Genomic DNA, 24954 nt, shown 5'->3' on the forward strand with positions numbered 1-24954 from the left:
CACACCCGGCGATTCGCCGCTGGATAATGCACATCCGTCGAGCAGAGGGACAAGGATTCGAACCCTGTGAGGCGGTGTTGGAATCCGCGTGCTCTCCCAGGAGCATCCCTCTAAAGTCAGGCAGCCGGACGGGATTCGAACCCGTCCCGCGACGGTCACAGTGTCGCGTGCAAGCCACTACACCACCGGCTGCACAAACACGGACACACGGCCCAGAGGCGGGTTCGCAGCCCGCACGAACGGCGGAGGGCGGTGGACTTGCGCCAACGCTCGCCGAACCCTTCCCGGCCGCATACCCTTCCCGTTACCTCTCGCGTTCCCGAGGTCCCGGTATGCGTTTCCTCCTTTTGCTGACCGTACTCGCCATGACCCAATCCGCCGACGCCGCCAAGCGGCCGATGACCCTCGACGACCTGTTCAAGTTCAAGCGGGTGGCCGAGCCACAGATTTCGCCGGACGGCAAACAGGTCGTCTATCAGGTGGGCGAAATCCTCGACGTGGCCACCAACAAGAAGCAGACGCACCTCTGGCTGGCCGCGACCGACGGCAAGACGACGCCGCGGCAAATCACGAGTTCCGGCAAGGCCGACACGCACCCGCGGTGGTCGCCGGACGGCACGAAAGTTCTCTTCGAGTCGAACCGCGGCGGGTCCGGCCAACTCTACGTCCTCGACCTGGCGGCCGGCGGCGAAGCGAAGAAGCTCACGAGCGTCAGCACCGACGCCGCCACCGGGGTCTGGTCGCCGGACGGCAAGTTGATCGCGTTCGTGTCGGCCGTCTACCCGGAGTTCAGCGAACTGCCGTTCGTCGAGAGTGACAAGAAGAACACCGAGAAAGACGAGGCGATCGAAAAGAATCCGGTGAAGGCGAAGACGTTCACCAAACTCTTCTACCGCCACTGGGACAGTTACGTCGGTGACAAGCGGAACCACCTGTTCGTCATCACCGCTGACGGCAAGGACTGCCGCGACGTGACCCCCGGCGATCGCGACGCCTACCCGACGAGCACCACCTTCAGCGTCGGCGACGACTTCACGTTCACGCCGGACGGCAAGCACATTCTCTTCACGGCCGTGCCGGAGAAGGGCGAGGCGTGGAGCACCAACCACGACATCTGTCGCGTGAGCATCGACAACAAGTCCACAACGTGGGAGAGCCTGACGGGCGAGAACAAGGGGGCCGACGTGTACCCGAAGTTCTCGCCGGACGGCAAGAAGCTGGCGTGGCGGTCGCAGAAGAAGGCCGGGTACGAGGCGGACAAGTGGGTCGTCATGGTTGGGAATGTGAAGCCCGACGGCACGCTGGCTGGCAAGGGCGAACCGTGGACGGACCAACTCACCTGGGGGGCAGGCGTGACTCCGGGCGGGGGAACCATGCAACCGGTCATCGCGGACGTGTCGGTGAACGACTTTGCTTGGTTGCCGGACGGCACGATGGCCGTCGCCGTAGACGAAACCGGCTCGCACACGCTGTACCACCTGACCGCGGCGAACTTCGGGCAACGGCTGAGGTCTGGTGGGGCTCTCGGCGGTCTGGCGGTCGCCCCGACCGGCCTGGCGTACACCCGTGCCCACCTGGATGCCCCGGCTGAAGTTTGCTTCCGGGCGTTGGCCGCCGAGCGAGACACGGACGTGAACCTGAGCCACGCGAACGACGCGCTGCTAGCCGAACTCGAACGCCCACGGCCCGAGTCGGTGAAGGTCAAGATCGAAGACGGCGAGATGCAGATGTGGATTCTGAAGCCGCCCGGGTTCGACGAAAAGAAGAAGTGGCCGGTGGCGTTCCTCGTCCACGGCGGGCCGCAAGGGGCGTGGGAAGATGCGTGGAGCTTCCGCTGGAACCCGCAACTGTGGGCGGCGCAAGGCTACGTCGTGGTGCTGCCGAACCCGCGGGGTTCGACCGGGTTCGGCCAGAAGTTCGTCGATGAAATCTCCGGCGACTGGGGCGGCAAGTGCTACCGCGACCTCGTGGCGGGGCTGGAACACGTCAAGAAGCTGCCCTACGTGGACAAGGACCGCATGGGGTCGGCCGGGGCGAGCTTCGGCGGGTACATGCAGGACTGGTTCGCGGTCAACGAGATCGCGAAAGACTTCAAGTGCCTCATCAGCCATTGCAGCGTCTACAACTTCGAGAGCATGTGGGGCACCACGGAAGAACTCTGGTTCGACGAGTACGAACACGGCGGGCTGCCGTGGGAGATTCCGGGCAAGTACCGCGAGTTCTCCCCGCACACGAAGGCCGGCAACCTCGGCAAGTACAAGACGCCGATGCTGCTCATCCAGAACGACCTCGACTTCCGCTGCCCGGTCGGCCAGGGGATCGAGTTGTTCACCGCGCTGCAACGGCAGGGCGTGCCGAGTCGGTTCGTGAACTTCCCCGACGAGGGCCACTGGGTGCTGAAGCCGGCGAACAGCAAGCACTGGCACACCGAAGTCTTCGCGTGGCTGACGAAGTACGTCCCGCCGGGCGGCAAGTGACGCGCGGCCGTGCCTTTTTTGGAACCCGGAGCGGAAGCGATGGGGTGGAACGCCTTCACCCCATCGCTTCCGCTCCGGGTTCCAAAAACGTGGGCCGATTCACCGGCTAACCTTCCGGCCGCACTTTTGTTACACTGTCTCCGAACGACTCCCGCCGATCTCTCACGTTCGGAGCCTCCCCACCATGTTGAAGCACTGGTCGGCCGCACTCACCGCGGTCTTGCTCCTGTCATCCCTCGCCTCGGCGCAACTGCCGCCGGACAAGGCGCTCGCCTCCATGAAAGCCGGCGACGGCTTGCAGGTCGAGTTGTTCGCGTCCGAACCGATGCTCATTAACCCCACGAGCATCGACGTGGACCACCTCGGCCGCGTATGGGTGGCGGAGGCCGTCAACTACCGGCGGAAGATGTTCAAGCGGCCGATGCTCCGCGAAGAGGGCGACCGCGTCGTGATCCTCACCGACAAGGACGGCGACGGCAAGGCCGACGAGTCCACCGTCTTCTACCAGGGGCCGGAACTCTATGGCCCGCTCAGCGTGTGCGTGATTCCGCAGGCGAACGCGAAGGCCGTGCGGGTGCTGGTGGCGCAGTCGCCGGACATCCTCGAATTCTGGGACAAGGACGGCGACGGCAAGGCCGACGGCCCGCCGACGAAGTTCCTCACCGGGTTCGGCGGCTACGACCACGACCACGGCGTCCACGGCCTCAACGTCGGCCCGGACGGCAAGTTGTACTTCACCGTCGGCGACGGCGGCCTCACCGGCCTGCAATCCAAGGACGGCAAGGGGCCGAAGTTCGTCAGCAACAACACGACCATCCAGAAGGGCACTGTCTGGCGGTGCGACCTGGACGGCAACAACGTCGAACTGATCGCCCATAACTTCCGCAACAACTACGAGTGCTGCGTGGACAGCTTCGGCGAAATCTGGCTGTCCGACAACGACGACGACGGCAACCAGCAGACCCGCATCTGCCACGTCATGCCCGGGGGCAACTACGGCTACGGCCCCCGCGGCCCCGGCCAGAGCCACTGGCACGAGGAGCAGCCCGGCATCGTCCACAAGACGCTCCGCACCGGCTTCGGTTCGCCGACCGGCATCACCTTCTACGAAGGGAACCTGCTGCCCAAGCAATACCAGGGCGAACTGATCCACGCCGACGCCGGGCCGCGGGAGATCCGCAGCTTCAAGCGGAAGCCGAAGGGGGCGGGGTACGAACTCGACAAGGCGCTGATGCTGACGAGCAGCGACAACTGGTTCCGGCCGAGCGACGTGTGCGTGGCCCCGGACGGCAGCGTGTTCGTGGCCGACTGGTACGACCCCGGCGTCGGCGGCCACGGCATGGGCGACTGGACCCGCGGCCGCATCTACCGCCTGACGCCGGCGGGGCACAAGGGGTACACGGTGCCGGAGGTGAAGTTGGACGATGCAAAAGGGATGGTCACGGCCCTTGCCAGCCCGAATTTGACGGCGAGGTATCTGGCTACTCAGCAGATTAGCTCCCAGATGAGGAAGAACGACGCCGGTCTTGACTTAGCGACGGGTGCTCACACCGTTGAGCCAAACCCGGCCGTGTGGTATCGCTTTCTTCATCTCGTCGTCAGCAGGATGCCATCGTTCACTGGGGAACAGCAGATGGCTATTCGCCTGATGTTGAGTCCGATGTGCAAGAGCAAAGAAAACAACTTGAATGCACTCGACCACATGCTCATCCAGTCAGGGCCAAGCTGGCTGCCAAAAATTGCTGACCCTGATCGCATGTCACAAGTCGGATGCGCAATGCAGCGGCGCGACGCTCTGCTCACATTGAATCGAGCGGAGGCGGGTTTGGCGAAGGCATACTTCTACCCGCTAGCCAAACTCTACGACGGCCAGGACATCTTCTACCGGGCCGCCCTGAACATCGCCTGCGGGACTGACCCGGTGCGGCGGGATGCGATCCTCGCCGACTTCGACAAGCAGTTCCCGGAATGGAACGACAAGGTCGCCGACCTCGTGTGGGAACTGCGGCCGAAGTCGATGCTCCCGAAGCTGCATGCCCTGCTGGTTAACTCGAAACTGACGGCGAGCCAGAAGGCTCGTGTCGTGGACATCCTCGCCGCCAGCGACGACACGACCGCCGGCATGGTGATGTTCGATCTGCTCAAGGGCGACGCCCCGGCCGAAGTGAAGTCCCGCGCCCTCGACAACCTCAAGCTGTTCCTGCCGACGAAGTGGAACGCGCTGACGAAGGGCGACGACCTGAGCAAGGCCGTCGCCGGCCTGCTCGCCGACGCCAAGACCCGCACGACCGGGCTGCAACTCGTCGCCGCTGGGAACGTGACCGGCCAAGTCGAGGCGGTCGCGAAGGTGGCCGCGGACGCGAAGCTCGAACTGCCGCAACGGTTCGAGGCGATTCGCACCCTCGGCCAATTGAAGACGCTGGCGTCGGTGGAAGCCCTGATCGGGATGGGGGCACCGCAGTCCGACATCACCGGCGAAGTCATTCAAGCTCTCGGCAAGCAACTGCCGGTCGGGTCGCAGATCACCAGCGTTCAGCAGAAGGCTCTGGAGGCCCTGCAAATGGCAATCACCCTGCCGGGCGCGAAGCCGGAAACGAAGAGTGCGGCCCTCAACGCCCTGGCCGGCAGCCGCGTCGGCACCAACTGGCTCCTCTCGTTGCAAGAGAAGAAGGAACTGCCGGCGGAGATTTTCGCCGAGGCCGGGCGACTGCTCCGCAACAGCCCGTTCGCCATCGAGCGGAACAAGGCGATGATCCTCTTCCCGGCCCCCGGCAAGCTCGACCCAAAGAAGCTGCCGCCGATCGCGGAACTGGCCAAGCGGAAGGGCAACGCCGACATCGGCAAGGCCGTCCTCGCCAAGAGCGTGAGCAGCGAGGTGCAGTGCCTGAAGTGCCACATGGTCCGCGGGACCGGTGGGCAGATCGGCCCCGACCTGAGCATGATCGGCAAGAAGGCCAGCCGCGAGAACCTGTTCGAGAGCATCCTGCTGCCGTCGAAAGCGGTCGCCGACCAGTACGTGAGCTGGAAGCTCGACAGCGAGGACGGCCAGAGCATCACCGGCCTCATCGTCGGCGAAACCGAGACGACGATCACCCTCCGCGACGCGAACGGCAAGGACTACCCGTTCCCGGTGAAGGGCACGGAGCGGAAGAAGTCGCTCACGTCGATCATGCCGGAAGGGCTGGCCGCGACGCTGACGGAAGACGAGTTAGTGGACGTGGTGGAGTACCTGACGAAGCTGCAAACGCCGTCGTACACGCCCGACTCGTGGATGGTGATGGGGCCGTTCAAGTCGCCCGACGGGAACGGGGGACTGACCCGCGGGTACGGCCCGGAACAGGCGAAGTTCGACGCGAAGGCGACGTTCCTGGAGTGGCCCGGCCCGGCGTCCGGGAAGAAGCCGAAGGATCTGAGTTGGCAACTCGTCCGCCCCGGGGCCAACGGCTACGTGGACCTGGCGAAGCTGCACGGTGACAACTCGAAGAACTCGGTGTCGTTCGCGTACAAGGAGATCGACTCGCCGGAGGACGTCGAGATAACGCTCTTGTTCGGCACCGACGACGGGGCCGTGGTGTACGTGAACGGTAAGGACGTCTACTCGCACAAGCAGGCCGTCGCGGCCGCCCCGGAGCAGCACTCGGCGAAGGTGAAGTTCACGAAGGGGAAGAACACCGTGATGCTGAAGATCGCGAACGGCGACAACCCGCACGGGTTCTACTTCACGGTCGAGGGACTGCCGGAGGCGAAGAAGTAACCGTTTCACCGCGGCACGGAGTCCTCGAAGTGGGGCGCGGGCTATCGGCCCGCGCCCCGCACGATCCGGGCTATCATCCGTCGGTCGAGTGGGGCGACAACCGCGGGTCGTTTACGAGGGAGCGGCATGCGGGTCGTCGTCATCGGGTCCGGGATCGGCGGCTTGGCCGCGGCCATCGCCCTGCGGAAGATGGGCTTCGAGGTCACGGTCTACGAGCGCGCCCCCGAGTTGCGCGAGGTCGGGGCCGGCATCAGCCTGTGGGCGAACGCCCTGCGATCGCTCGACTACATCGCCGTCGGCGACGCCGTCCGGGCCGTGTCGCTGCCGCTGAATCGCTCCGAGATGCGGGCGTCCGAGGGCCGGCGGGTGCTGGCGGCGTTCTCCGGCGAATACTTCGAGCGGAAGCTCGGCGTGCGGCCGTTCGTCGCGATGGTTCACCGGGCCGAGTTGGTCGGGGCGTTGGCCAACTTCCTGCCCGCCGGCGTGGCGCGGTACGGGTTCGAGTGCGTCGGCGTGCAGCAAACCGGGGAGCGGGTGGCCGTGCGATTCGCCAACGGCCACGCCGACGAGGCGGACGTGGTGATCGGTGCCGACGGCATCAAGTCGGCCGTCCGCACCGCCCTGTTCGGGCCGCAGGAACCGCGGTACGCCGGGTACACGTGTTGGCGGGGCGTCTGTCCGCGGCCGGCGAACCTGGAGGCGGGCTACATCGGCGAGTGGTGGGGCCGGGGGAAGCGGTTCGGGATCACGACGCTGCCGCGGGACCGCGTGTACTGGTTCGCCGTGCACAACGCGCCGCCCAGCCGCAGTTCACCGGACGAGGCGGCCGCCGTCGCCGAGCGGTTCCGCGGGTGGGCCGATCCGGTGCCGGAACTGATCGCGACCACGCCGCCCGACCGACTGGTGCACAACGACATTCTCGACCGGCCGCCGACGAAGGTCTGGTCGGTCGGCCGGGTGGGGCTAATCGGGGACGCGGCCCACCCGACGACGCCGAACCTCGGCCAAGGCGGGTGCATGGCGATCGAGGACGCCGTCGCCCTCGCCCGGAGTCTCGCAGCGAACCCCGATCCGGCCGCCGCGCTAACGGCGTTCACGGCGGAACGGTACCCGCGAACGGCGGGGATCACGAACGAGTCGTGGCGGTTCGGGAAGGTCGCGCAGTGGGAAGGGCGGGTGTCGTGCCGGGTCCGCGACCGGGTTCTCGGCGTGTTGCTCCCGGTGTTCGGCTCGCGGACGTTCCCGAAGCACGCGGCGTTCGACATCGGCCCCTTGCTGGCCGGCGGTCAAGAACGGAAGCCCGGCGAATAGAGGCGGGCCGCGAATGCGGGATCGAGCACGCCCTGCGACTTCATCCAGTCGTCGGCCGCGGTAACGAGACTCCGCCCGTCGTCGCCACCGACAAGGGTGCCGAGTTGTCGCCGGGCGGCCGCGGCGTGCAGTTCCATCCCGACATCTGTCAGCGCGGCCACCGCAACCCGCAGCCCCACCACGGCCCGATCGACCATCCCGTTAAGGTTCTCGAACGCGGCCTGATGGCCGTCGGCGAGGGCGTTCGCCCAGACCACCTTCTCCCGCCGGAGCGCCCGGATCGCACGTGCAAATTCTGGAGCCGCGGGCGGGCGGCCCTCCTCACTTCCGCGGGCGAGCAAAAGCCGCAGGCGGGTTTCGGCGACCGAAATGCGACCCACCTGGAACCGCCACGCCCCGACCGCCCGCATCTGCCGTTCCGTTTCGGCGAGCCGGGCCGCGGCTTGGTCCCAATCGCCGCGATGGTAGGCGAGTTGGGTCTTCGTGTGCAGCACGTTCAAGTGTTGGAACTGCACCCCGTCGCGGCCCCACCGGTCGAGCAGTTCATCAAGGTCGGCCTCGACCGTCGGCGCGGCGTGGCACACGGCCGCCACCGCGGGCAGGGCGAACGTCACCAGGTTCCCCTCGGCGTACACGTCGGACCGCTGTCGGGCTTCCGCCAGGTACGCCGGGATGAGCGTCAGCAGTTCGCCGAAGTGGCCGCGGAAAAGCTTGGCGTACACCTCGAACATCTGGGCCGTGCCGACCTCCCACCACGCCGGCCGGCCGAGCGCCCGGAGTTGCCGCTGGGCCGCCCGCGCGTGCTCGTCGGCCTCTCGCCACCGGCCCCGGGTGTAATCGACGATGCCACGGCACAGCGTCAGGCCGGCGGCGTACTGCGGGGCCGGGGCCTCGGCCAACGCCCGCCGGCCGACTTCCAACAGCCGGTCGGCCCGGGTCGGGTTCCCGGCGAACCCCTGGTTTGCCGCCTCGATGCTCAGGAAGGAGGCGATCCGCTGCGGGTCGCCCAGACGCAAGGCGTCCAACAGGCCGGCCGTCGCGAACCCGAACCCCCGCAACGGGTCGGCCGCGCCGAGGGCGGGGACCACCTCCTGGCACACGTCCACCCGCCGGACGAGCGCGGGCGGGGCTTCGCCCGGCGACCGGCGGCGGTAGCCGAGGCCGCGAAGACGGAGACGGAGTTGAGTCCAGATGAGTCGGGCGAAGGCGGCCCGCCGCGACGCGGGATAGGTCAGTCCGGCCGCCGGCAAGACCTCGCGGAGAATCGACACGCCCTCGGCGTAGCGACCGCTCGTCAGCAGCAGCATGGCGGCGCGAAGGCGGACCGCGTCGCGGTCGGCCGGCGGCGCCAGGTCGGCCACCCGAAGGATTTCGCGGGCGGCCTCGGTCCCGCGGCCGGCGTTCGTGAGGGCGTCGGCCAGGGCCGTCCGCAACTCCGGCTCGCTTTCGCAACGCGCCGGCAGTGAGAGAGCCGTGCGGTACAGGCCGGCCGCCCGCTCGAATGCGAACGCCCCGGCCGCCCGTCGCGCGGCAGCAAGGTAAAGCCCGGCCGCGCGGCCCGGTTCGCCCGCCGCGAGCCAGTGCCCGGCCAACCGCTCCGGATCGGGGTTGCCCCCGCGTTCGAACGCCTCGGCCAGCCGGCGGTGGTGACGGGCGGCGAGCGCCGGTTCGAGTCGGCTTGCCACCGTTTCGCGAACGCGGTCGTGATACGCCGCCAACTCGCCGTCGCCGGCGTCGCGGAGCCAGCGGCCTTCGCGGAGGTTGCCCACCGCAGTGGTCGCTCCTTCGTCTAGTGCGGCCGCTGCAATCGCCACGGCGGCGGGAACCGGCCGGCCGGCGGCGGCGACCACTTCCAACAGCGTCCGCTCGCCCTCCGTCAGTCGGCCGGCCCGCTCCCAGAGTCGGTCGTCCAGGTTCGCCCGGCCGGCGGGCCACGCCCCGGCGGTGGCGAGGTCGCGGACCAACTCGCCGACGAAGAACGGGTTCCCCCGGGCCTCCCGGACGACGATGTCGAGGTCGGCGTCCGCCGCCCCGGCGTGAAGGCGTTCCGCCAGTTCCCGCGCCTCGGGGTCGGTCAGCGGGGCGAGGGGGATGTCTCGCCGATCGCGGAACGGCCCCGCCTCGCCGAGCGCCTTCAGGCACGCGCTCGTCTCCAGGCCATCGGTCCGGTAGCCCACCAGCCACAAGACGGGCGGGGCCGCGGGTGGGGCGACCAAGGCCGCGATCAGGGCGGCGCTGTCGGCGTCGCCCCACTGGAGGTCGTCCACCGCGACCACCACCGGGCGGGTCTCCGCCACGCGGGTCAACGCCTCCCGCAAGCCGCCGAACGCCCGGCGACGGCGGTCCTGCGGGTCGTCCACGCCGCTCAGGTGGGTGGGGTCCGCGGCCGCCTCGATCTCCCGCAAGACCGGGAACACGCGGACCAACGGCCCGACATCCCGCGGCAGGAGTCGGCGTGCCGCCTCGGTGAGCAACCGGCGGAGGTGCCGGGCGAGGGCATCTACGACGCCGTCGAGGGCCTTGAACGGGACGGCCTCGGCCTCGTAACACCGGCCGCTCAGAACCAACCCGCCCGCGGCCGCGACCCCCTGAAGGAACCGGCCCACGAGGGCCGACTTGCCGACGCCGGACGGGCCGTGGACCGAGACCACGACCACCTTCCCCGCCCGAAGTTCGGCGAACGCCGCGTCGAGCCGGGCGAGTGCGTCGGCCCGGCCGACGAACACGCCCTGGGCCGCCGGGAGGGCCGCCGCCGCCTCGCCCAGACGGGCGAGAACTTCGACCCCGGTCGGCCGGGCGGTGGGATCACGGCGGAGCAGTTCGCCGCAGAGGGCGTCGAGGTCCGGGGGCACGTCCGGGCGGACGGCCGATGGCCGCGGGCCGTCCCGTTCCTGCTTGGCGCGGATCACGTCGGCCGCCGCGCCGGCGAACGGCCGCTCGCCGGTGAGGGCGGCGTAGAGCATCCCGCCGACGGCGTACCAGTCGCACGCGGGCGTGACCGGCCTGCCGACTGCTTGCTCCGGGGCCATGTACGCCGGCGTGCCGAGGACGCTGTGCGACGTGGCGTCCGGATCGCCGGCCGGGTGGACGTCGGCAGCCAGCCCGAAGTCGAGGATGACTACCCGGCCGGTCGGCGTCACCTTCACGTTCGCCGGCTTCAGGTCGCGGTGCAGGACGCCGGCCGCGTGCAGGGCGTGGACGCCGGCCGCCAGTTGCCGGAAGGCGTCGCGGAGGCGTCCGTCATTCGCGCCGTCGCGGAGGTGGGCGAGAAAGTCCGGGCCGTCGACGAGTTCCATCGTCAGGAACCAGTCGCGTTCCGCGGCGATCAACCGGTGGAGGGCCACGAGGTTCGGGTGGCGGACGCCGGTGAGCGTCCGGAACTCGGACTTGAACCGTGACAGCGACGCCCCGGGGCGAAGGGTCTTGACGGCAACGGCCTCACTCCGCCCGAGGTCGACCGCCCGGTAGACGACGCCCATCCCGCCGCGGCCCAACTCGGCCAGAACCTCGTGCCCCGGCACCCGCGGCAACGGGTCGGCCGGGACATCGACCGACGCCGCCCGAACGAGAACCGGGTGGCTCGGCAGGCAGGGTTGATCGGACTGGATGACGGTTTGAGTCAGGGGCGACGGCTCGGCAGCCTCGTGGTCGCGCGAGTCGCCGGGCGGGTCAGGCCGGGGGTTCGACATGGGCCGAGCGTCCGAAGGGGCGTGGTCGTTCCCATCTTACGGGATTCGACCAATAGCAGAAGTCTGCTCGAACGTGTCGATGGGCCGCGAAATCTAGCCGGACTCGGGACCGAACCGCGCGCGGAGGTCGGCCGGCGATCGGTATTCCGGCGGGGGCGAGACGTCAATTCGGCCGATGCCGAACTGGAATTCGAGGAACCAGAACTCGACGCCGTTCGCCGCCGGGTTCCAGCACAGCCGGCCATCGACGCCGAACTGGTGAACGCGGATCCCGTGCTCCGCCATGAGCGGGGCCACCGCTGCGACGGCCCGGTCGCCCGCCGAGAGGACCAATTCTTGCGCGAGGCGAACGGAGGCGCCCAGGTCGGCCGCCGGGACGCGAGGGGCGAGAAACATCGCCAACGATTCCTCAAGCGACAACTCGCGGAAGTCCCGGGCCACGACGGCTCCGATCGGCGTGTCGACGCGCTTACCGATCGCGCCGATCGTGATGAACCGGTCGTCGGTCCGCTGGGCCACGATCCGGGGCTCGAAGAGCGCCCCGCCGGCCCGGTCCTGGCGGATTTCGCCTTCCAGGATCGACAGCCCCATCGCCCACTCGGGCAGGCCGGCGGTCGCGCGGTCCACGAACCGGTGCCGTTGCGTGGCCACCGCCGCGACCACGTCCCGCCCGTGCCGTCCCGGGTCGGCGGGGTACTCGTCCAGGAAGAGGGCGGTGTCCGGGCAGTCGCTCGCCGTCGAGAGGCGGGTGCCGTCGCTGACGACGCGGACGACGGCGACGCCGTTGGAGCCGAACCGCGGCTTCAAGATGTACGACCCGGGACGCGCTACCAACAAGTCGCCCAAATCGACCGATCCCGCACGGTCGCCGACGACGGCGACGAACCAGGGTTGCGGGAACAAGCCGTGCTCGGCGACGAACTGACGCTGCCAGCACTTGTCGCGGACGCTGGCCGGCCGGGACGGAACGCCGGGGGGCATTTCGTGGGTCGATGTCATCGGCTTCTCCGCAATTCACCTTCTTCGCCGGCGGCCCGAACAACCGCGGCGGGGGCCGAGTAACAGCCAAGAATCTGAGCGGCGTGCTCGTCGGGCGGGCCTGCGTCCAGTGGAACGGGTCTGGACATCCCCGGCCCACCTCGGGTCATTTTTTCACCGACTGTCGGTTTCGCGGACAGTCGTGCGTTCCCTTCCGACCGACATTCTCTTCTAACGGCGCAACGCCCCGCGACCGCACCGTCCAATTCCCTGTCGCCCGGTCCCCTCCCCGCCACGTCGTGTGTTTCTCTCCCGACGGCCGTCGAGCCGAGAGAAAGAAGTTCAACCGGAGCCGGAACGGTTCGACCGGCGCACCCGAAAGACAACAATTGACCCCGCAGGCTCGTGACCTACCTTTCGTCGGTCGCCGGGTCCGCTCCGATCCCGGCCGTCGCCATTGTAGTGGCTGTTTTTCATTGACTTTGAACTCCGAGGATCGTCATGACGCGCGTGAAACTCTCCCAGTGGGCACTCGAAGAACTCACCGACCGGATCGTGCCCGCCGCCGTGCTGGACCTGACCGCGAAGGGGGCCGAGGCCATGGCCGCCGGCGCGATCGTGCGGCAGGTGGACGCCCAGCCGACGGGGACGGGGTACATCCGCTCGTTCGTCCGAGTGCAAGGTGCGGCCTCCAGTGGCGGGTCCGAACAAGGGTACAACACGACCGCCCGGCCGCTCCAGTTCGACGAGAACAGTAGCCCGCAGTTCACCCGCGGCCTCCTGCTTTCCCAGGTGCCGCGGGTCGTGGAGGGCGGGGTGGCGTACCGCGAGTTCCTCCTCGACATCAACCAGAAGTCGTCCGCCTCGAAACTGTCTCTCGACGAGGTCCGCGTGTTCGTCGGCGCGACTGACAACCTGTCCGGGTACAACGCCGCGGCCAAGACGCTGGCGGGGATGGGGTCGGTGTTCGACCTCGACGCGGGCGGCGACGTGAGCGTGAAGCTCGACGCCCGGCTGAACAACGGCAGCGGGTCGGGCGACATGGTCCTCCTCGTCCCCGAATCGAAGTTCGCCGGCTCCTCGCCGGACGGGTTCGTTTACCTGTACTCGAAGATGGGCGGCCTCTCCGGGGCGTCGGCCAACGGCGGGTTCGAGGAGTGGGCCGTCCGCAGCAGTGGCGGAACGACGACCCCTGCAGGGGGCACGGCCAGCCTGGCCGGCAGCGTCTGGATCGACCGCAACCAGGACGGCGTCCGCGACGCCGAGGACAACGCCCTCGCGGGCGTCACCGTCACCCTCCAAGGCGTCGACGACCTAGGCCAGACGGTCGTCCTGACGACCACGACCGGGGCGGACGGGAGCTACTCGTTCGCCAACCTCCGGGCCGGTACGTACTCCCTGTTCGAGACGCAGCCGCCCGTGCCGGACGGGGGGACCCTGCTGGACGGGACCGACTACGTCGGCAACCTCGGCGGCATCCTGTTCGAGTCCGACGGGATCGTCAGCATCGTCCTCACCGACGGCGCGGCCGGCGTCGGGTACGACTTCACCGAGTTCGATCACTTCGGCGGGGGCTACAACTGACCGGCCTTCTCCTTGGCACCCGGACCCGCAACCGCCGGGCGGCTCGAAAGCCGTTCGGCGATCACCTGGACGGGTGCCGCCGGCAAGTTTCGTGAGTGGCATCGGTGGGCATTCGCTCACCCGGCCCGCCCCCGGTGCACCTCGTCACCCTCGAAGAGGGGCAGTTCGGCGTGAGGTGAGAGTGCGGGATGCTGTTGTGGGGCGAAAGTCCAAAGACGGCCGGCCCCGGCCTTTCGCCCTACAACAGCATCCCGCACTCTCAGGATGCCTCTCATGAAGCGCCTTTCGGTTCTGTTCCTGCTCGCCAGCGCGGCGACGGCCACCGCCGCCCCGCCGCCGCCGATCGTCTCGGGCTTGAAGATGCCCGAGTCGGTCGTCGTGACGGAGGGTCGCACGTTCGTCACCACCTTCGGCGAGCGGGACAAGGACGGCGACGGGCAAGTCGTCGAAATCAAGGACGGGCAGGCCGTGCCGTTCGCCACCGGCCTCGACGACCCGAAGGGGATTGTCGCGTACAACAAGGCGTTCTACGTCGCCGACAAGACCCGCGTCTGGAAGATCGGCCGCGACGGGAAGGCCAGCGTGTACGTCGCCGCCGACCAGTTCCCGACGCCCCCGATCTACTTGAACGACATCGCCGTCGAGGAGCGAAGCGGGTCGATCTTCGTCACCGACACCGGCGACAAGATGGGGGCCGGCGGGGCCGTGTATCAGTTCAACGCCCGCGGGCCGAAGGCCGGGAAAGTGCGGACGGTCGTGGACAAGAAGTCGATGCCGAGTTTGCACTCGCCGAACGGCGTCGCCACCGACGGCGAATCGTTCATCCTGCTCGCCGACATGGGCACCGGCACACTGTACCGCGTGAAGGTGGCCGACGGCTCGGCCGACAAGGTGGCCGATGGGTTCGGCGGTGCCGACGGCATCGCCTGGGATAATTACGGCCGGCTATTCGTCAGCGATGTGAAGGGCGGCCGCGTGTTCGGCATCCCTCGCCCCGGCGAAAAGCCGGTGCTGATCGCCGAGGGCTTCCAGTCGGCGGCCGACATCCGCGTGACGCCGGACGGCAAGAACATTCTGGTGCCCGACCTGCGGGGCGGCACGCTGACGCTGATTCCGACGACGATCCCGGGCTGGGAAGTCGACGAGTCGCCGCTGCCGATCCGGGCAGAACTGGCATTCCCGAAGTTGAAGTGGACCGGGTGGAGCAACACCGACGACGCCGGCCGAAGCGTGGCGTTGCGGCCGATCGTGCTGACCCACGCCAACGACGCCAGCAACCGCGTCTTCGTGGCCACCGAACACGGCGTCATCCACACCTTCCCGAACGACCAGAACGCGACCGAGACGAAGGTGTTTCTCGATATCCAGGATCGCGTGCTTTACAACGACAAGCAGAACGAGGAAGGCTTCCTCGGCCTCGCGTTCCACCCGAAGTACAAGCAGAACGGCGAGTTCTTCGTCTTCTACACGCCCAAGAAGGAGAAGATGGTTAACGTCATCTCCCGGTTCCGCGTGAGCAAGGACGACCCGAACAAGGCCGACCCCGCCTCGGAGGAGGAGATCCTCCGGTTCAAGAAGCCTTTCTGGAACCACAACGGCGGCACCCTCGCCTTTGGGCCGGACGGCTACCTGTACACCAACCACGGCGACGGCGGCGACGGCGGCGACCCGTTCGGCAACGCCCAGAACTTGAACGTCCTGCTCGGCAAAATCCTCCGCCTCGACATCGACCACAAGGATGAGGGCAAGAACTACGCGATCCCGAAGGACAACCCGTTCGCCGGGCAGAGCGACAAGAAGGGCGAAATCTGGGCCTACGGCCTCCGCAACGTCTGGCGGTTCGCGTTCGACCGCAAGTCCGGCCAACTGTGGGCCGGCGACGTGGGGCAGAACCTGTTCGAAGAAATCAACATCATCGACCGCGGCGGCAACTACGGCTGGAACCCGCGGGAGAGCCTGCACCCGTTCGGCCCGAAGGCGGTCGGCGTGAACCCGGCGATGATCGAGCCGATCTGGGAGTACCACCACGACGTGGGCAAGTCGATCACCGGCGGCACCGTCTACCGCGGCCCGAAGCTGCCGGAACTCGACGGCCACTACCTGTACGGCGACTACGTCTCGAACAAGCTGTGGGCGTTGAAGTACGACCCCGCGAAGAAGCGGGTCGTCGCCAACCGGCCGCTGAAGGATGCCGGCCAGCCGATGCTTTCCTTCGGCGAAGACGAGAAGGGCGAAGTCTACTGGCTGACGACGAGCAACAAGGGCCAGGGCATCTACTGGTTCGCGAAGTAACAACAACGAGCGGCGGGGATTGACCCCGCCGCTTCGCTTGCGGGAGAATGGAGACAACTTCGGAGGTTCGCCCGTGTCTCGATATTGTCCGCTGATGGTGGTCGTCGCGCTCGTCGGATGCGCTCAACAGCCTGCCGAACTCGATCGGCAGGCGGCCCTGCAGCCTGCCGATGTCGGCGAAGAGATCGACTTTGCGAACTGGCAAAAGGTCGGTCAAAACCCGATCCCGGTGCCGGGAAAAATGATTCTGGAGTGCCGTGCCCCGTCGGTCACCCGCGAATATGACCCCTCGAAGCCGAGTGACGTCAGCCCGCACGTGATGCCGGCCATCGTGGTACGAGTCAACTCCATCGGGTTCGAGGCGTTCCGCGACCGAAAGTCGCCGCTCCCGGTCGGCACGGTCATCGTCAAGGAAAAGCACATCTCGATGTCCGCGCAGGGGCCGCCGAAGGAGTACGGCGCGATGGTCAAGCGCGAACCCGGCTACGACCCGACCCGCGGGGACTGGGAGTACGTGTACGTCGTGCGGGGGCCGGAGAAGAAGGTCACGCGCGGGCAGATCGAATCGTGCATCTACTGCCACGTCCGGCAGATGGACCATGATTACGTCTTCCGCACCTACCTGAAACCGTAACCGGGGTCTTCCGGCCTGAAAGGCCGGTTCGGTCAGCCCAGGCCGAAGGCCTGGGTTCGACCGCCACCCGACGCCCCGGCCCTGAAGGGGCCGTTCATTCCCACACACGAGCATGAACGGCCCCTTCAGGGCCGAACGCATGGGCCGGCTCTACCCAGGCCTGCGCTTCGCTCCGACCTGGGCTGACGGAACCGGCCCTTCAGGCCGGAAGATCGCCGGCCTGCGATTCATCTCGATTCCACTCATCGGGGAATCTGTCGTCTCGATCCGTCGGCGCACGTTTAAGATGGGGTAGGTTCCGTCGTCACCCTGCGGCACGATACGATGGCCGGTTCCACGCGCTGCCCGTGCGGGCAGTTTCTCGACCGCGACGAGCAAGCCCGTTGTCCCTCGTGCGGCCGCGTGTTCGCCCGCCCGCGGCCGGATCGAACGGGGATGCGCGGCATCCTCGCGATTACCGGCTTCCTTGCCATCGTGACGGCCGGCCTCCTCGGAGCCGCCGTCGCGAGGCGATCGCCACCGCCTTCGACTGGGCCTTCCGTTGAGGTGGCTGCCGCGTTTCCCGCTCCGCCTGTTGAACGCCCGCCTCCGCCCGCGGACCCATTTCTCGAAGTCGAACCGCCCGCACCGCCGGCCGTGCCTGTTCCGCCGACTCCGCCGGTGCCGGAACCGCCGCGAGCGCCGACACCCGTTTCCAGCCTGCCACGGGCGGGGGTGTTGGAGGCCACCGTCGCGCCGGCCGGCCGTTACAAACTCGGCGAGACGGTGCAGCAAGACCTCGTCGTGACCCGACGGTCCACCTTCGGCATCCTCGGGACGAACGTCAGTCAGGGGGCGCAGTACGGGCTGAGTTCGCGGATCACCGTCACCGCCGTGAACGCGGACGGTTCGCTCGTCGCGGAACAGACGGTCGTGGCCGTGAAGTTGCTCGACGCCGACCCCGACGTGCGGGCGGACGCCGCCGCGGCCCTGGAAAAGATGAAGGGCGTCACGTTCGAACTGCTCGTCGGCCCGACCGGCGAGGTCACGGCCGTCCGGGGTTACACGGACCCGGTTCGCAAGACGGCGGGCAAGCTCGACGAACTTCAATCGCTCCGCATCGGCTCGATCCTGGACGCGGACGGGTGGAAGGAGTTGGCCGGCCTGACGTTCTTCCAGCCCGACGGGGCGATCAAGCCGGGCCGGGCGTGGAGCAAGCCGGCCGCCCACGACTGGGGGGCGCTCGGCAGTTGGCAGGGGAAGACGAACTACCTCGCCCGCGGGAAGGCGTCGGCCAAAAGCCCGCTGGAGAAGATCGAGTACGCCCACGCGATCGAATACCGCCCGCCCGCGGCGGGGGCCGGTGGCGATTTCCCGGCCCGCATCGGTTCGGCCGAGTTCAAGGCGACGGCCGGCGGCGGCATCCTCTACGACCCGGCCCGATCCCGCAGCACGGGGGCGGTCGAAACCTTCTACGTCCGCGGCCGCCTTCAGGCGACCGTTGCCGGCCCCGCGGTGGCGGTCGAGGTGGAGGAATTGCAGAACTTCAAGCTCACGCTCTCCGACCCGGCGAAGGGCGAGTTGGTCGGCAAGCCGCCGAAGAAGTAACACGACGGCGGTCAGTCGCCCGCTTTCCACACGCCGAGCAAGTTCGAGAAGTCGTCGGTCCACACCGGACCCGGCGTGTCGCGGAGCGGTTGCCAGTGCGGGTCCGGCGGGCCGAAGTCTTCCACCCGACGGGCGGCGATCACCCACGTCGAACCCGTTTGCCCCGTCGCCTTGTTCGCCTCCGTCGGGATTTGATCGTCGTCGATCTTCACCACCAGCCCCGGCTCGATCGCGTGCAGCACCCGGCCGACCAACGGCGGCAGGTCGAGGTAGCGGTTCGACACGTGCAGGGCCAGCACGCCGTTCGGCTTCAGCTTGCGAAGGTATAGCTCGAACGCCTCGCGCGTCAGCAGGTGGACCGGCACCGCGTCGGAACTGAAGGCGTCCAGCACGAGGACATCGAAGCCGCCGTCGGGGGCGGTCACTAGCTGACGGCGGGCGTCGCCGAGGACGACGTTCAAGTCGGCAGGGCACGTCGAGAGGAACGTGAAGTACTTCGCATCTTCCGCCACCCGCACCACGGCCGGGTCGATTTCGTAGAAGGTCCACGCCTGCCCCGCGTCGGCGTACGCGGCCGTCGCCCCGCAGCCGAGGCCGACCACGCCGACGCGCTGCCGGTTCGCCGCGGGCATCTTCTCCATCAGTCGGCCGAACGGCCCCTTGCGGTGGTAGTACGTCGCCGGGTCGGGCCGGCCCGCGCTCGGCCAGAGTTGCTGGCCGTGCAGCGTCGTGCCGTGGACGATGCGGTGGAAGCGGCCGTCTTCGCTCTCCGTCACGCGGAGGGTGCCGAAGTAGTTGCGGTGCGTGGCCAGCACCGTGCCGTGCGGGTTCGGGGCGAATGAGCCGACGACAAGCAGCACGGCCAAGCACAGGGCGAATCGCACCGGCCGCCAGACGAGGGCGAACGCGAACGCGGCCGGAATGCCGAACGACAGGCCGCCGCGAATGAGGCGGTCTTGCATGTCGTCCCCCACGTTCGTTGACGGTGGCCCGAACACCCACGGCACGCCGACGACGAGTACGGCGGTGAAGATCCCGAGGGCGAACGGCCAGACGCCGTCCATCGGCTTGAGCTTCGATTTCACCACGTCCGAAGGCGGCCGCACCAGCCCGGCGAGGATCAGCGCGAGCGGGTATTCGAGGTTGCCGAGGCTGGCGAACAAGAGTGGTGCGACGAGCGTGTTCGCCAGCCCGCCGACCACGCCGCCAACCGACAGCCAGAGGTAGAACGCGGTGAGGCGTTCCGGCGGCGGGCGGTTGGCCGCGAGTTCGCCGTGGCAGAGGAGCGCCACCAGGAAGAACGTCGCGAGGTGGATCGCCGCAACGACGATGATCGGCGTGTTCGCCCGCATGAGCAGCGCGACGGCGAGGAAGCACAGGAACATCGGCGTCAGCCGGCCGACGAGTTTCCGCGCACGATCCGACCACCGGGCGAAGACGATGACGAAGCTGAGCAGGTACAGCGCTAGCGGCACGACCCACAACAGCGGCACCGGGGCGATGTCGGTGGTCAGGTGCGTCGTCACGCTCATCAGCAGGCTCGACGGTAACGCCGCGAGTGCGACCCAGCGAAGCGGGGAGTGCGGAGTGCGGAGTGCGGAGTGCGGAGTTGAAGAAAACGCCTGCGATCCATCCCGCAATGCTTCCGCGTTGTCAGACGGGGTTCCCTCTTCCACTCCGCTCTCCGAAGCATCGCCGCTAAACAGGCTTACCACCCCGCACGCCGCGATGAGCGTCACCACCACCCCGAACGCCACCGCCCATAGCCATCGCTGTTCCGCCAGCGGGAGCAACGGCTCAATCAGCAACGGATAGCTCAACAGCCCGGCGAAGCTGCCGAGGTTGCTGGCCGCGTAGAGCGGGTACGGGTTCCGGCCGGACCGCGCGTACCACGATTGCAACAGCGGGGCCGTCATCGACAGCACCAGGAACGGTCCGCCCACCGCCGCCGCCAGCACCGCCAGTACCGCCAGCACCGGCATCTCGCTGTCCGTCGGCACCAGCCCCGCCTGTGGCTTCAGCCGGTCGCCGAGGAACAACACCGCCACGGCCGCGAGCAGCAAGGCGACGTGCAGGCCGAGCTGCGCCTTCGCCGGCAGTCGCGTGAGCCGGTGCGACAAGAAGTAACCGAGCAGCAGCACCACCTGGAAGAACACCAGGCACGTGTTCCACACGCCCGGCGTCCCGCCCAACACGGGTAGCAGTTGTTTGCCGATCATCGGCTCGACGAGGAAGGCCAGTGCGGCCGCGAGGAAGACCGTCAGGGCGAACAGCGTCGGCAGCACGAAACGTCTCCGGGGTGAGTCGCGGACACCGTTGGGATAGGCGGCCGGTCCCGTCGTTGCCACGGCAAAAGTTCCCGCGTTTCCCCGTTCCTTCCGCCGCCCGGGCTGGTATCATCTCCATCGCGCCACCCTTCTTCGCGGAGCCTGCCAATGCCTTCGCCCACGGTCTTGCCGGTCGAACCGCTCCTCGCCCCGATCAACGGTGACGACCCGGCCGGGGGCCGGCCGTCAATTCTCGAGCGCAACAAGCTGAAGGAGTACCAGGAGGACTTCGACCCCGAGCGCGACCTGTCGGCCGAGGAGCGCCAAGACCCGCGGCTTTCCGAGAAGCAGAAGACCGTGCCGCAGTGGGACAAGATCATCCAGTTCGGCACGCAGTTCCTCGGCAAGTCCGGCAAGGAACTGTCCGTCGCCCTGGCGATGACCGAAGCGCTGACGAAGAAGTTCAAGTTCGCCGGGCTTCGCGACGGCCTGAAGTTGTTGAAGGGCCTGTGCGACGAGTGCTGGGACCGGATGCACCCGATCATCGAAAACCCGGACGACCCGGACGACGTCGAGGGGCGGGTGATGCCGTTCACGTACATCGACGACGAGGTCAAGACGCCGTTCTTTCCGGCCAGCGTGCGGGGGATCACGCTGCTCAACACCACCGGGGGGGAACCGATCTCGTTCCTGAGTTGCCAGTCGTTCGACCCGAAGCGGCCGCCGAAGGTTTCGCAGGACGACTTCCGGGCGGCCGTCGCAGCGGCCGGGCCGGATCAGGTCGCGCAACTGCGACTGCTGGACGAGGACATCACGGAATCGCTGAGCATCCTCCAAGGCCTCGTCGCGGCGCTGGACGCGAGGGCCGGGTCGAACGCGCCGGGCCTGGGGAGCTTGCGGAAGGCGCTCCAGGACTGCCAGACGATGACGCGCGAAGCCCTCCGCCTGCGGGGCGGCGAAGCGCCCGCGGCGGCCGACGCTCCCGCGTCCGGCGACGCCTTCGGCGGCGACTCGCCCGCGGCCGCGGCCCCGACCGCGATGGTCGGGGGCGGCAGCGGGGGCGGGGTGAACGTCGGTGCGATCCGCTCGCGAGACGAACTTTACGTGAGGCTGAACGAACTGACGAACCTGTTGGAAAAGTTCGACCCGCACAGCCCGGTGCCGTTCATGATCCGCCGGGCGATGGAAATGCGGGACATGAAGTTCCCGGAACTGGTGGACCGCCTCAACTCCGACACGAAGCTGCTGGACTTCATCCGCAACCCGCTCGCCGAGCAGTCGTGATTACCCCCGCACGCCGGCCGCGTCGAGGATGGCCTTGAGCTTCGCCCGCTTGTCGGCGTCGAGCGGCAGGATCGGCAAGCGGTTCGGCCCCGCGGGCCGACCGAGCAGGGCCATCGCCTCCTTGATCGCCCCGTTGCCGGTGCCCATCGCCATCGCCAACCGCACCGGGTGCAGCCGGGCTTGGTACGTTGCCGCCGCCGCGAGGTCGCCCTTCGCGTGCGATTCGTAGATGCCGACGCACAACTCCGGGGCGATGTTGCACGACGCGGGAATCGCCCCCTTCGCCCCGAACATCAGAGCCGCCGCGATGAGCGTGTCGCGGCCGTTCAGCACCGCGAACCGCTCCGGCACGCGGCGGATGATCTCGATGGTGTTCTGCAAGTCGCCGGACGAGTCCTTGATGCCGACGATGTTATGCACCTCCGCCAGCTTCGCCACCGTCTCCGGCTCGATGCTCAGGCCGCCGCACGTCGCCGGGTTGTTGTAGAGCACGACCGCCTTCGACGTGCTGCCCGCCACGCGGCGGAAGTGTTCGACCAATTCGGCCTGCGTCGGCTTGAGGAAGTACGGCGTGATGACCGACACGCCGGCCGCCCCTTCGCGCTCGGCCATCTTGGTCAGCCGCACGACTTCGCGGGTCGACTCGGCCCCGGTGCCGACGTACACCGGCACGCGGCCGTTGACGTGGGCCATCGCCGCCGCGACGACTTGCTGCTTCTCGCCGTCGTCGAGGGCGTAGAACTCGCCGGTTGTGCCGAGGACGAAGATGCCGTGGACGCCGTGCGACAGCATGAAGTCGATGTGCTTCTGCATCGCGCCGAGGTCGAGCGACTCGTCAGCGTGGAACGGCGTGACGACGGGCGGGATGATGCCGTGCAGGTTCATTCGGTGGTTCCGTAGTTAGGGGGCTTTCAGACTTTCCGCGCTTTACTCGTCGCTCACTTCTCTCGAAAGGAGCCGCAGGTTGTAGATGGCGGAAGTCGTCCAAAAGTAGTCTTCAAGGTAAAAGTGAACATAGCTGTATTCGCCTTCGGCGTCCGGGTGGTCGAGCCAGACAACAAGCAGTTCCCGCTTCACCAAACCAGCAAGACGACGAAAAAAGTCGTCTACGTCGTCCACTTTCGGACAGAGTTGTTCGGCGCTCAACCACCGTCCCCGTTCTGAACGGAACAGGTTGGCAACGAAAACTTCATACTTTCGTTCAGAAAGGAGGTTCGGAACGAAGGCTTCGAGTAGCTCCGTAACTTCAGTTTCTCGTTCATCTGAAAGCATGAGAGGTGAAGCCGAGTGCAGGTGGAAATCAAGGGCGGTTCAGACCGAGAAGATGCCGTGGACGCCGTGCGACAGCATGAAGTCGATGTGCTTCTGCATCGCGCCGAGGTCGAGTGACTCGTCGGCGCGGAACGGCGTGACGACGGGCGGGATGATGCCGTGAAGGTTCATCGACGGGTAACTCTGGTGGATGGAGATTGAGGTTCGTTGCGGATAGCTTCCAAGACCGACTCTGGAGGTATCAGTCTCCGTTTCCGCTCCTTTGGCAAAAGTCGTTCTTTGATCTCGTACCATACTTCGTCCGGGCCGCACTGCGGATCAAGACAGACCAACTCCATTACGCCGATGAACTCGAAGTAAACCGCATTTCCATCACCGTTCGCATACGAATGCTCCCCACTTTTTCCTCGCCGCTTGGCTGAAGTTAGTGCAGCACGGGCTGAGACGGCCTGAAAGGCGACGATACGTTCCTCACACAGCCTCTTCTTCCCATCCTCCGTACCAATCCTGACTCGGAACTGGAACAGGAGTTTTGCCGCGTATCGGTTCATGACTTAGGGAGAGTCTTGGGAAGAGTCAGAGGGCTAAACGGTTCATTTTGGGAAGACCTGCGTGGCCGTCTTGAGAAACAGATCGCGGGCCGCCCACTGGTCGCCGCCGGTGCATTGCACCATGAAAATGGCCACCATGCCGGTCTTCGGGTTGACGGACAAGTCGGTGCCGTAAGCCCCGTCGTGGCCGAACATGCCGTTGCGGAGGTGATAGCCGAGGCTGTAATTGACCTTGGTCTTCCCGGTTTGCTCTTTCCGCAGTTCGTCCATCGCCGCGTGCGACAGGTAGCGTTTGCCGTCCAGTTCGCCGTCGTTGGCCAGCAGGAGGCCGTAGCGGAAAATGTCGTGCGTGGTGGAGAACAGGCCGCCCCCGGCTTCGGGGAAGCGGTGAACCCGATCGCTCCACGGCTTGGTCAAGAAGCCGACGGTGCCCCGGGCGAAACCGTTCTTTGCCTTGTTCGGGCCGTACGCGCCGGCCAGCCGAGCGATTTGCGCTTCGCTCGGCCAGAAGGTCGTCTCGGTCATTCCCAGCGGGTCGAAGAATCGCTTCTGGAGGAACTCCTCGTAGGGCGTGCCGCTGACGATCTCGACGATGCGGGCGGCGACGTTCATGCCCTGATTGCCGTAGGCGTACTTGTCGCCGGGCTGCCATTGGAGGGGACCCGTCACCGAGCTAATCGCGCGGGCCTTCAGCGGCGTGCTGTCCGCCCCCGTGACCTGCTGAAGCTCGGACATGCCGGCCAGGCCGCTGGTGTGGCTGAGCACGTGCCGGATCGTGACGGGGCGAGCCGGGGCTTTCAGGAGGGTGTGGGATGCGTCCTTTTCTTCCACGACCATCCACTTGCCGAGTTGCGGGATGAACTTCGTCACGGGGTCGTCCAGGCTGACCTTGCCCTCGTCCACCAGCATCATGATGGAAGCCCCGGCGAACATCTTCGTCATCGACGCGATCCAGAAGACGTTGTCCTCGCGGATCGGTTTCTTCGCCTCGACGTCCGCATAGCCGAGCAGGTTCTTGTAGTGAACCTTCCCCGTCCGGTCAGCAATGATGCCGATGACCCCGGCGAGTTGGTAGTGGTCCCGGTACGACTGCATGGCCGCCGTGACTTCGGGGCTGGCCGGCGGGTCGCCGTCGGCCGCGGAGGCGGATGAGGTCAAACCCATCAACATCAGGCCCATCGCGACGCTTGTGAGTTTGCTTCTCATGCTTTGGTTCCCTTCGTGCGGTTGGTTGACTCTTCTCCGTCTGTCTCCCCCGGCTTCATCCCTACTGT

16 protein-coding genes and 2 tRNA genes are annotated in these 24954 nt (G+C 67.4%); 8 read left to right on the plus strand and 10 right to left on the minus strand.

Annotated features, from left to right (window positions below):
• Window positions 1–42: 42 nt before the first annotated feature.
• Window positions 43–112, minus strand: a tRNA-Trp gene (locus PX52LOC_RS04845).
• Between the two features lie 7 nt (window positions 113–119).
• A tRNA-His gene (locus tag PX52LOC_RS04850) sits at window positions 120–193 on the minus strand.
• A gap of 139 nt (window positions 194–332) precedes the next feature.
• On the opposite strand from PX52LOC_RS04850, the gene PX52LOC_RS04855 reads away from it, so the two are divergent.
• The 3 genes from PX52LOC_RS04855 to PX52LOC_RS04865 all read left to right on the plus strand — a co-directional run bounded on the left by PX52LOC_RS04855 (window position 333) and on the right by PX52LOC_RS04865 (window position 7542).
• Window positions 333–2477 carry a dipeptidyl-peptidase 5 gene (locus tag PX52LOC_RS04855; protein WP_149109032.1) on the plus strand — a complete coding sequence of 715 codons (2145 nt, stop codon included), beginning with the start codon at window positions 333–335 and terminating at the stop codon, window positions 2475–2477.
• Between the two features lie 184 nt (window positions 2478–2661).
• Window positions 2662–6231 (plus strand): PVC-type heme-binding CxxCH protein, encoded by a 3570-nt coding sequence (locus PX52LOC_RS04860; RefSeq protein WP_149109033.1) that lies wholly within the window; start codon window positions 2662–2664, stop codon window positions 6229–6231.
• A 126-nt stretch (window positions 6232–6357) separates the two neighbouring features.
• Window positions 6358–7542, plus strand: a complete 1185-nt coding sequence (locus PX52LOC_RS04865) for an FAD-dependent monooxygenase (RefSeq protein WP_149109034.1) — start codon at window positions 6358–6360, stop codon at window positions 7540–7542.
• On the opposite strand, the gene PX52LOC_RS04870 is transcribed toward PX52LOC_RS04865, so the two are convergent.
• Window positions 7518–11231 (minus strand): serine/threonine-protein kinase, encoded by a 3714-nt coding sequence (locus PX52LOC_RS04870; RefSeq protein ID WP_149109035.1) that lies wholly within the window; start codon window positions 11229–11231, stop codon window positions 7518–7520. The genes PX52LOC_RS04865 and PX52LOC_RS04870 overlap by 25 nt on opposite strands.
• Before the next feature lie 93 nt (window positions 11232–11324).
• A complete protein-coding gene (locus tag PX52LOC_RS04875; protein WP_149109036.1) occupies window positions 11325–12230 on the minus strand; it encodes a hypothetical protein in 906 nt (301 codons plus the stop codon).
• Window positions 12231–12710: 480 nt separating this feature from the next.
• Between PX52LOC_RS04875 and PX52LOC_RS04880 the strand changes: the two genes are divergently transcribed.
• The 4 genes from PX52LOC_RS04880 (at window position 12711) to PX52LOC_RS04895 (ending at window position 18306) form a co-directional block, all read left to right on the plus strand.
• Window positions 12711–13793: an SdrD B-like domain-containing protein gene (locus tag PX52LOC_RS04880; protein WP_149109037.1), complete on the plus strand. Its 1083-nt coding sequence runs from the start codon at window positions 12711–12713 to the stop codon at window positions 13791–13793.
• 273 nt (window positions 13794–14066) lie between these two features.
• A complete protein-coding gene (locus tag PX52LOC_RS04885; protein ID WP_149109038.1) occupies window positions 14067–16085 on the plus strand; it encodes a PQQ-dependent sugar dehydrogenase in 2019 nt (672 codons plus the stop codon).
• 73 nt (window positions 16086–16158) lie between these two features.
• Window positions 16159–16719 carry a cytochrome P460 family protein gene (locus PX52LOC_RS04890; protein WP_149109039.1) on the plus strand — a complete coding sequence of 187 codons (561 nt, stop codon included), beginning with the start codon at window positions 16159–16161 and terminating at the stop codon, window positions 16717–16719.
• A gap of 324 nt (window positions 16720–17043) precedes the next feature.
• Window positions 17044–18306 (plus strand): hypothetical protein, encoded by a 1263-nt coding sequence (locus PX52LOC_RS04895; protein WP_149109040.1) that lies wholly within the window; start codon window positions 17044–17046, stop codon window positions 18304–18306.
• 11 nt (window positions 18307–18317) lie between these two features.
• Here the strand turns inward: PX52LOC_RS04895 and PX52LOC_RS04900 are convergent, their stop codons facing one another.
• Complete coding sequence (locus PX52LOC_RS04900) at window positions 18318–20591, minus strand: spermidine synthase (protein WP_149109041.1); 2274 nt, start codon at window positions 20589–20591, stop codon at window positions 18318–18320.
• Window positions 20592–20741: 150 nt separating this feature from the next.
• On the opposite strand from PX52LOC_RS04900, the gene PX52LOC_RS04905 reads away from it, so the two are divergent.
• A complete protein-coding gene (locus PX52LOC_RS04905; protein WP_149109042.1) occupies window positions 20742–21857 on the plus strand; it encodes a type VI secretion system protein TssA in 1116 nt (371 codons plus the stop codon).
• On the opposite strand, the gene dapA is transcribed toward PX52LOC_RS04905, so the two are convergent.
• The 5 genes from dapA to PX52LOC_RS04930 are packed head-to-tail and all read right to left on the minus strand — an operon-like array spanning window position 21858 to window position 24886.
• Window positions 21858–22742 carry a 4-hydroxy-tetrahydrodipicolinate synthase gene (dapA, locus tag PX52LOC_RS04910; RefSeq protein ID WP_149109043.1) on the minus strand — a complete coding sequence of 295 codons (885 nt, stop codon included), beginning with the start codon at window positions 22740–22742 and terminating at the stop codon, window positions 21858–21860. It abuts the gene before it with no gap.
• A gap of 42 nt (window positions 22743–22784) precedes the next feature.
• A complete protein-coding gene (locus PX52LOC_RS04915) occupies window positions 22785–23129 on the minus strand; it encodes a hypothetical protein (protein ID WP_149109044.1) in 345 nt (114 codons plus the stop codon).
• A gap of 39 nt (window positions 23130–23168) precedes the next feature.
• The gene (locus PX52LOC_RS40225) at window positions 23169–23300 is read right to left on the minus strand and encodes a dihydrodipicolinate synthase family protein (protein WP_168218805.1); all 132 of its coding nucleotides are present in this window, start codon (window positions 23298–23300) and stop codon (window positions 23169–23171) included.
• On the minus strand, window positions 23297–23680 hold the full coding sequence (locus PX52LOC_RS43715) for a DUF4288 domain-containing protein (RefSeq protein ID WP_149109046.1): 384 nt from the start codon (window positions 23678–23680) through the stop codon (window positions 23297–23299). Before PX52LOC_RS43715 ends, PX52LOC_RS40225 begins: the two co-directional genes overlap by 4 nt.
• 42 nt (window positions 23681–23722) lie before the next feature.
• Window positions 23723–24886 carry a serine hydrolase domain-containing protein gene (locus tag PX52LOC_RS04930; RefSeq protein ID WP_149109047.1) on the minus strand — a complete coding sequence of 388 codons (1164 nt, stop codon included), beginning with the start codon at window positions 24884–24886 and terminating at the stop codon, window positions 23723–23725.
• Between the last annotated feature and the right edge of the window lie 68 nt (window positions 24887–24954).

It is taken from the genome of Limnoglobus roseus, assembly GCF_008254045.1.
Taxonomy (GTDB): domain Bacteria; phylum Planctomycetota; class Planctomycetia; order Gemmatales; family Gemmataceae; genus Limnoglobus; species Limnoglobus roseus.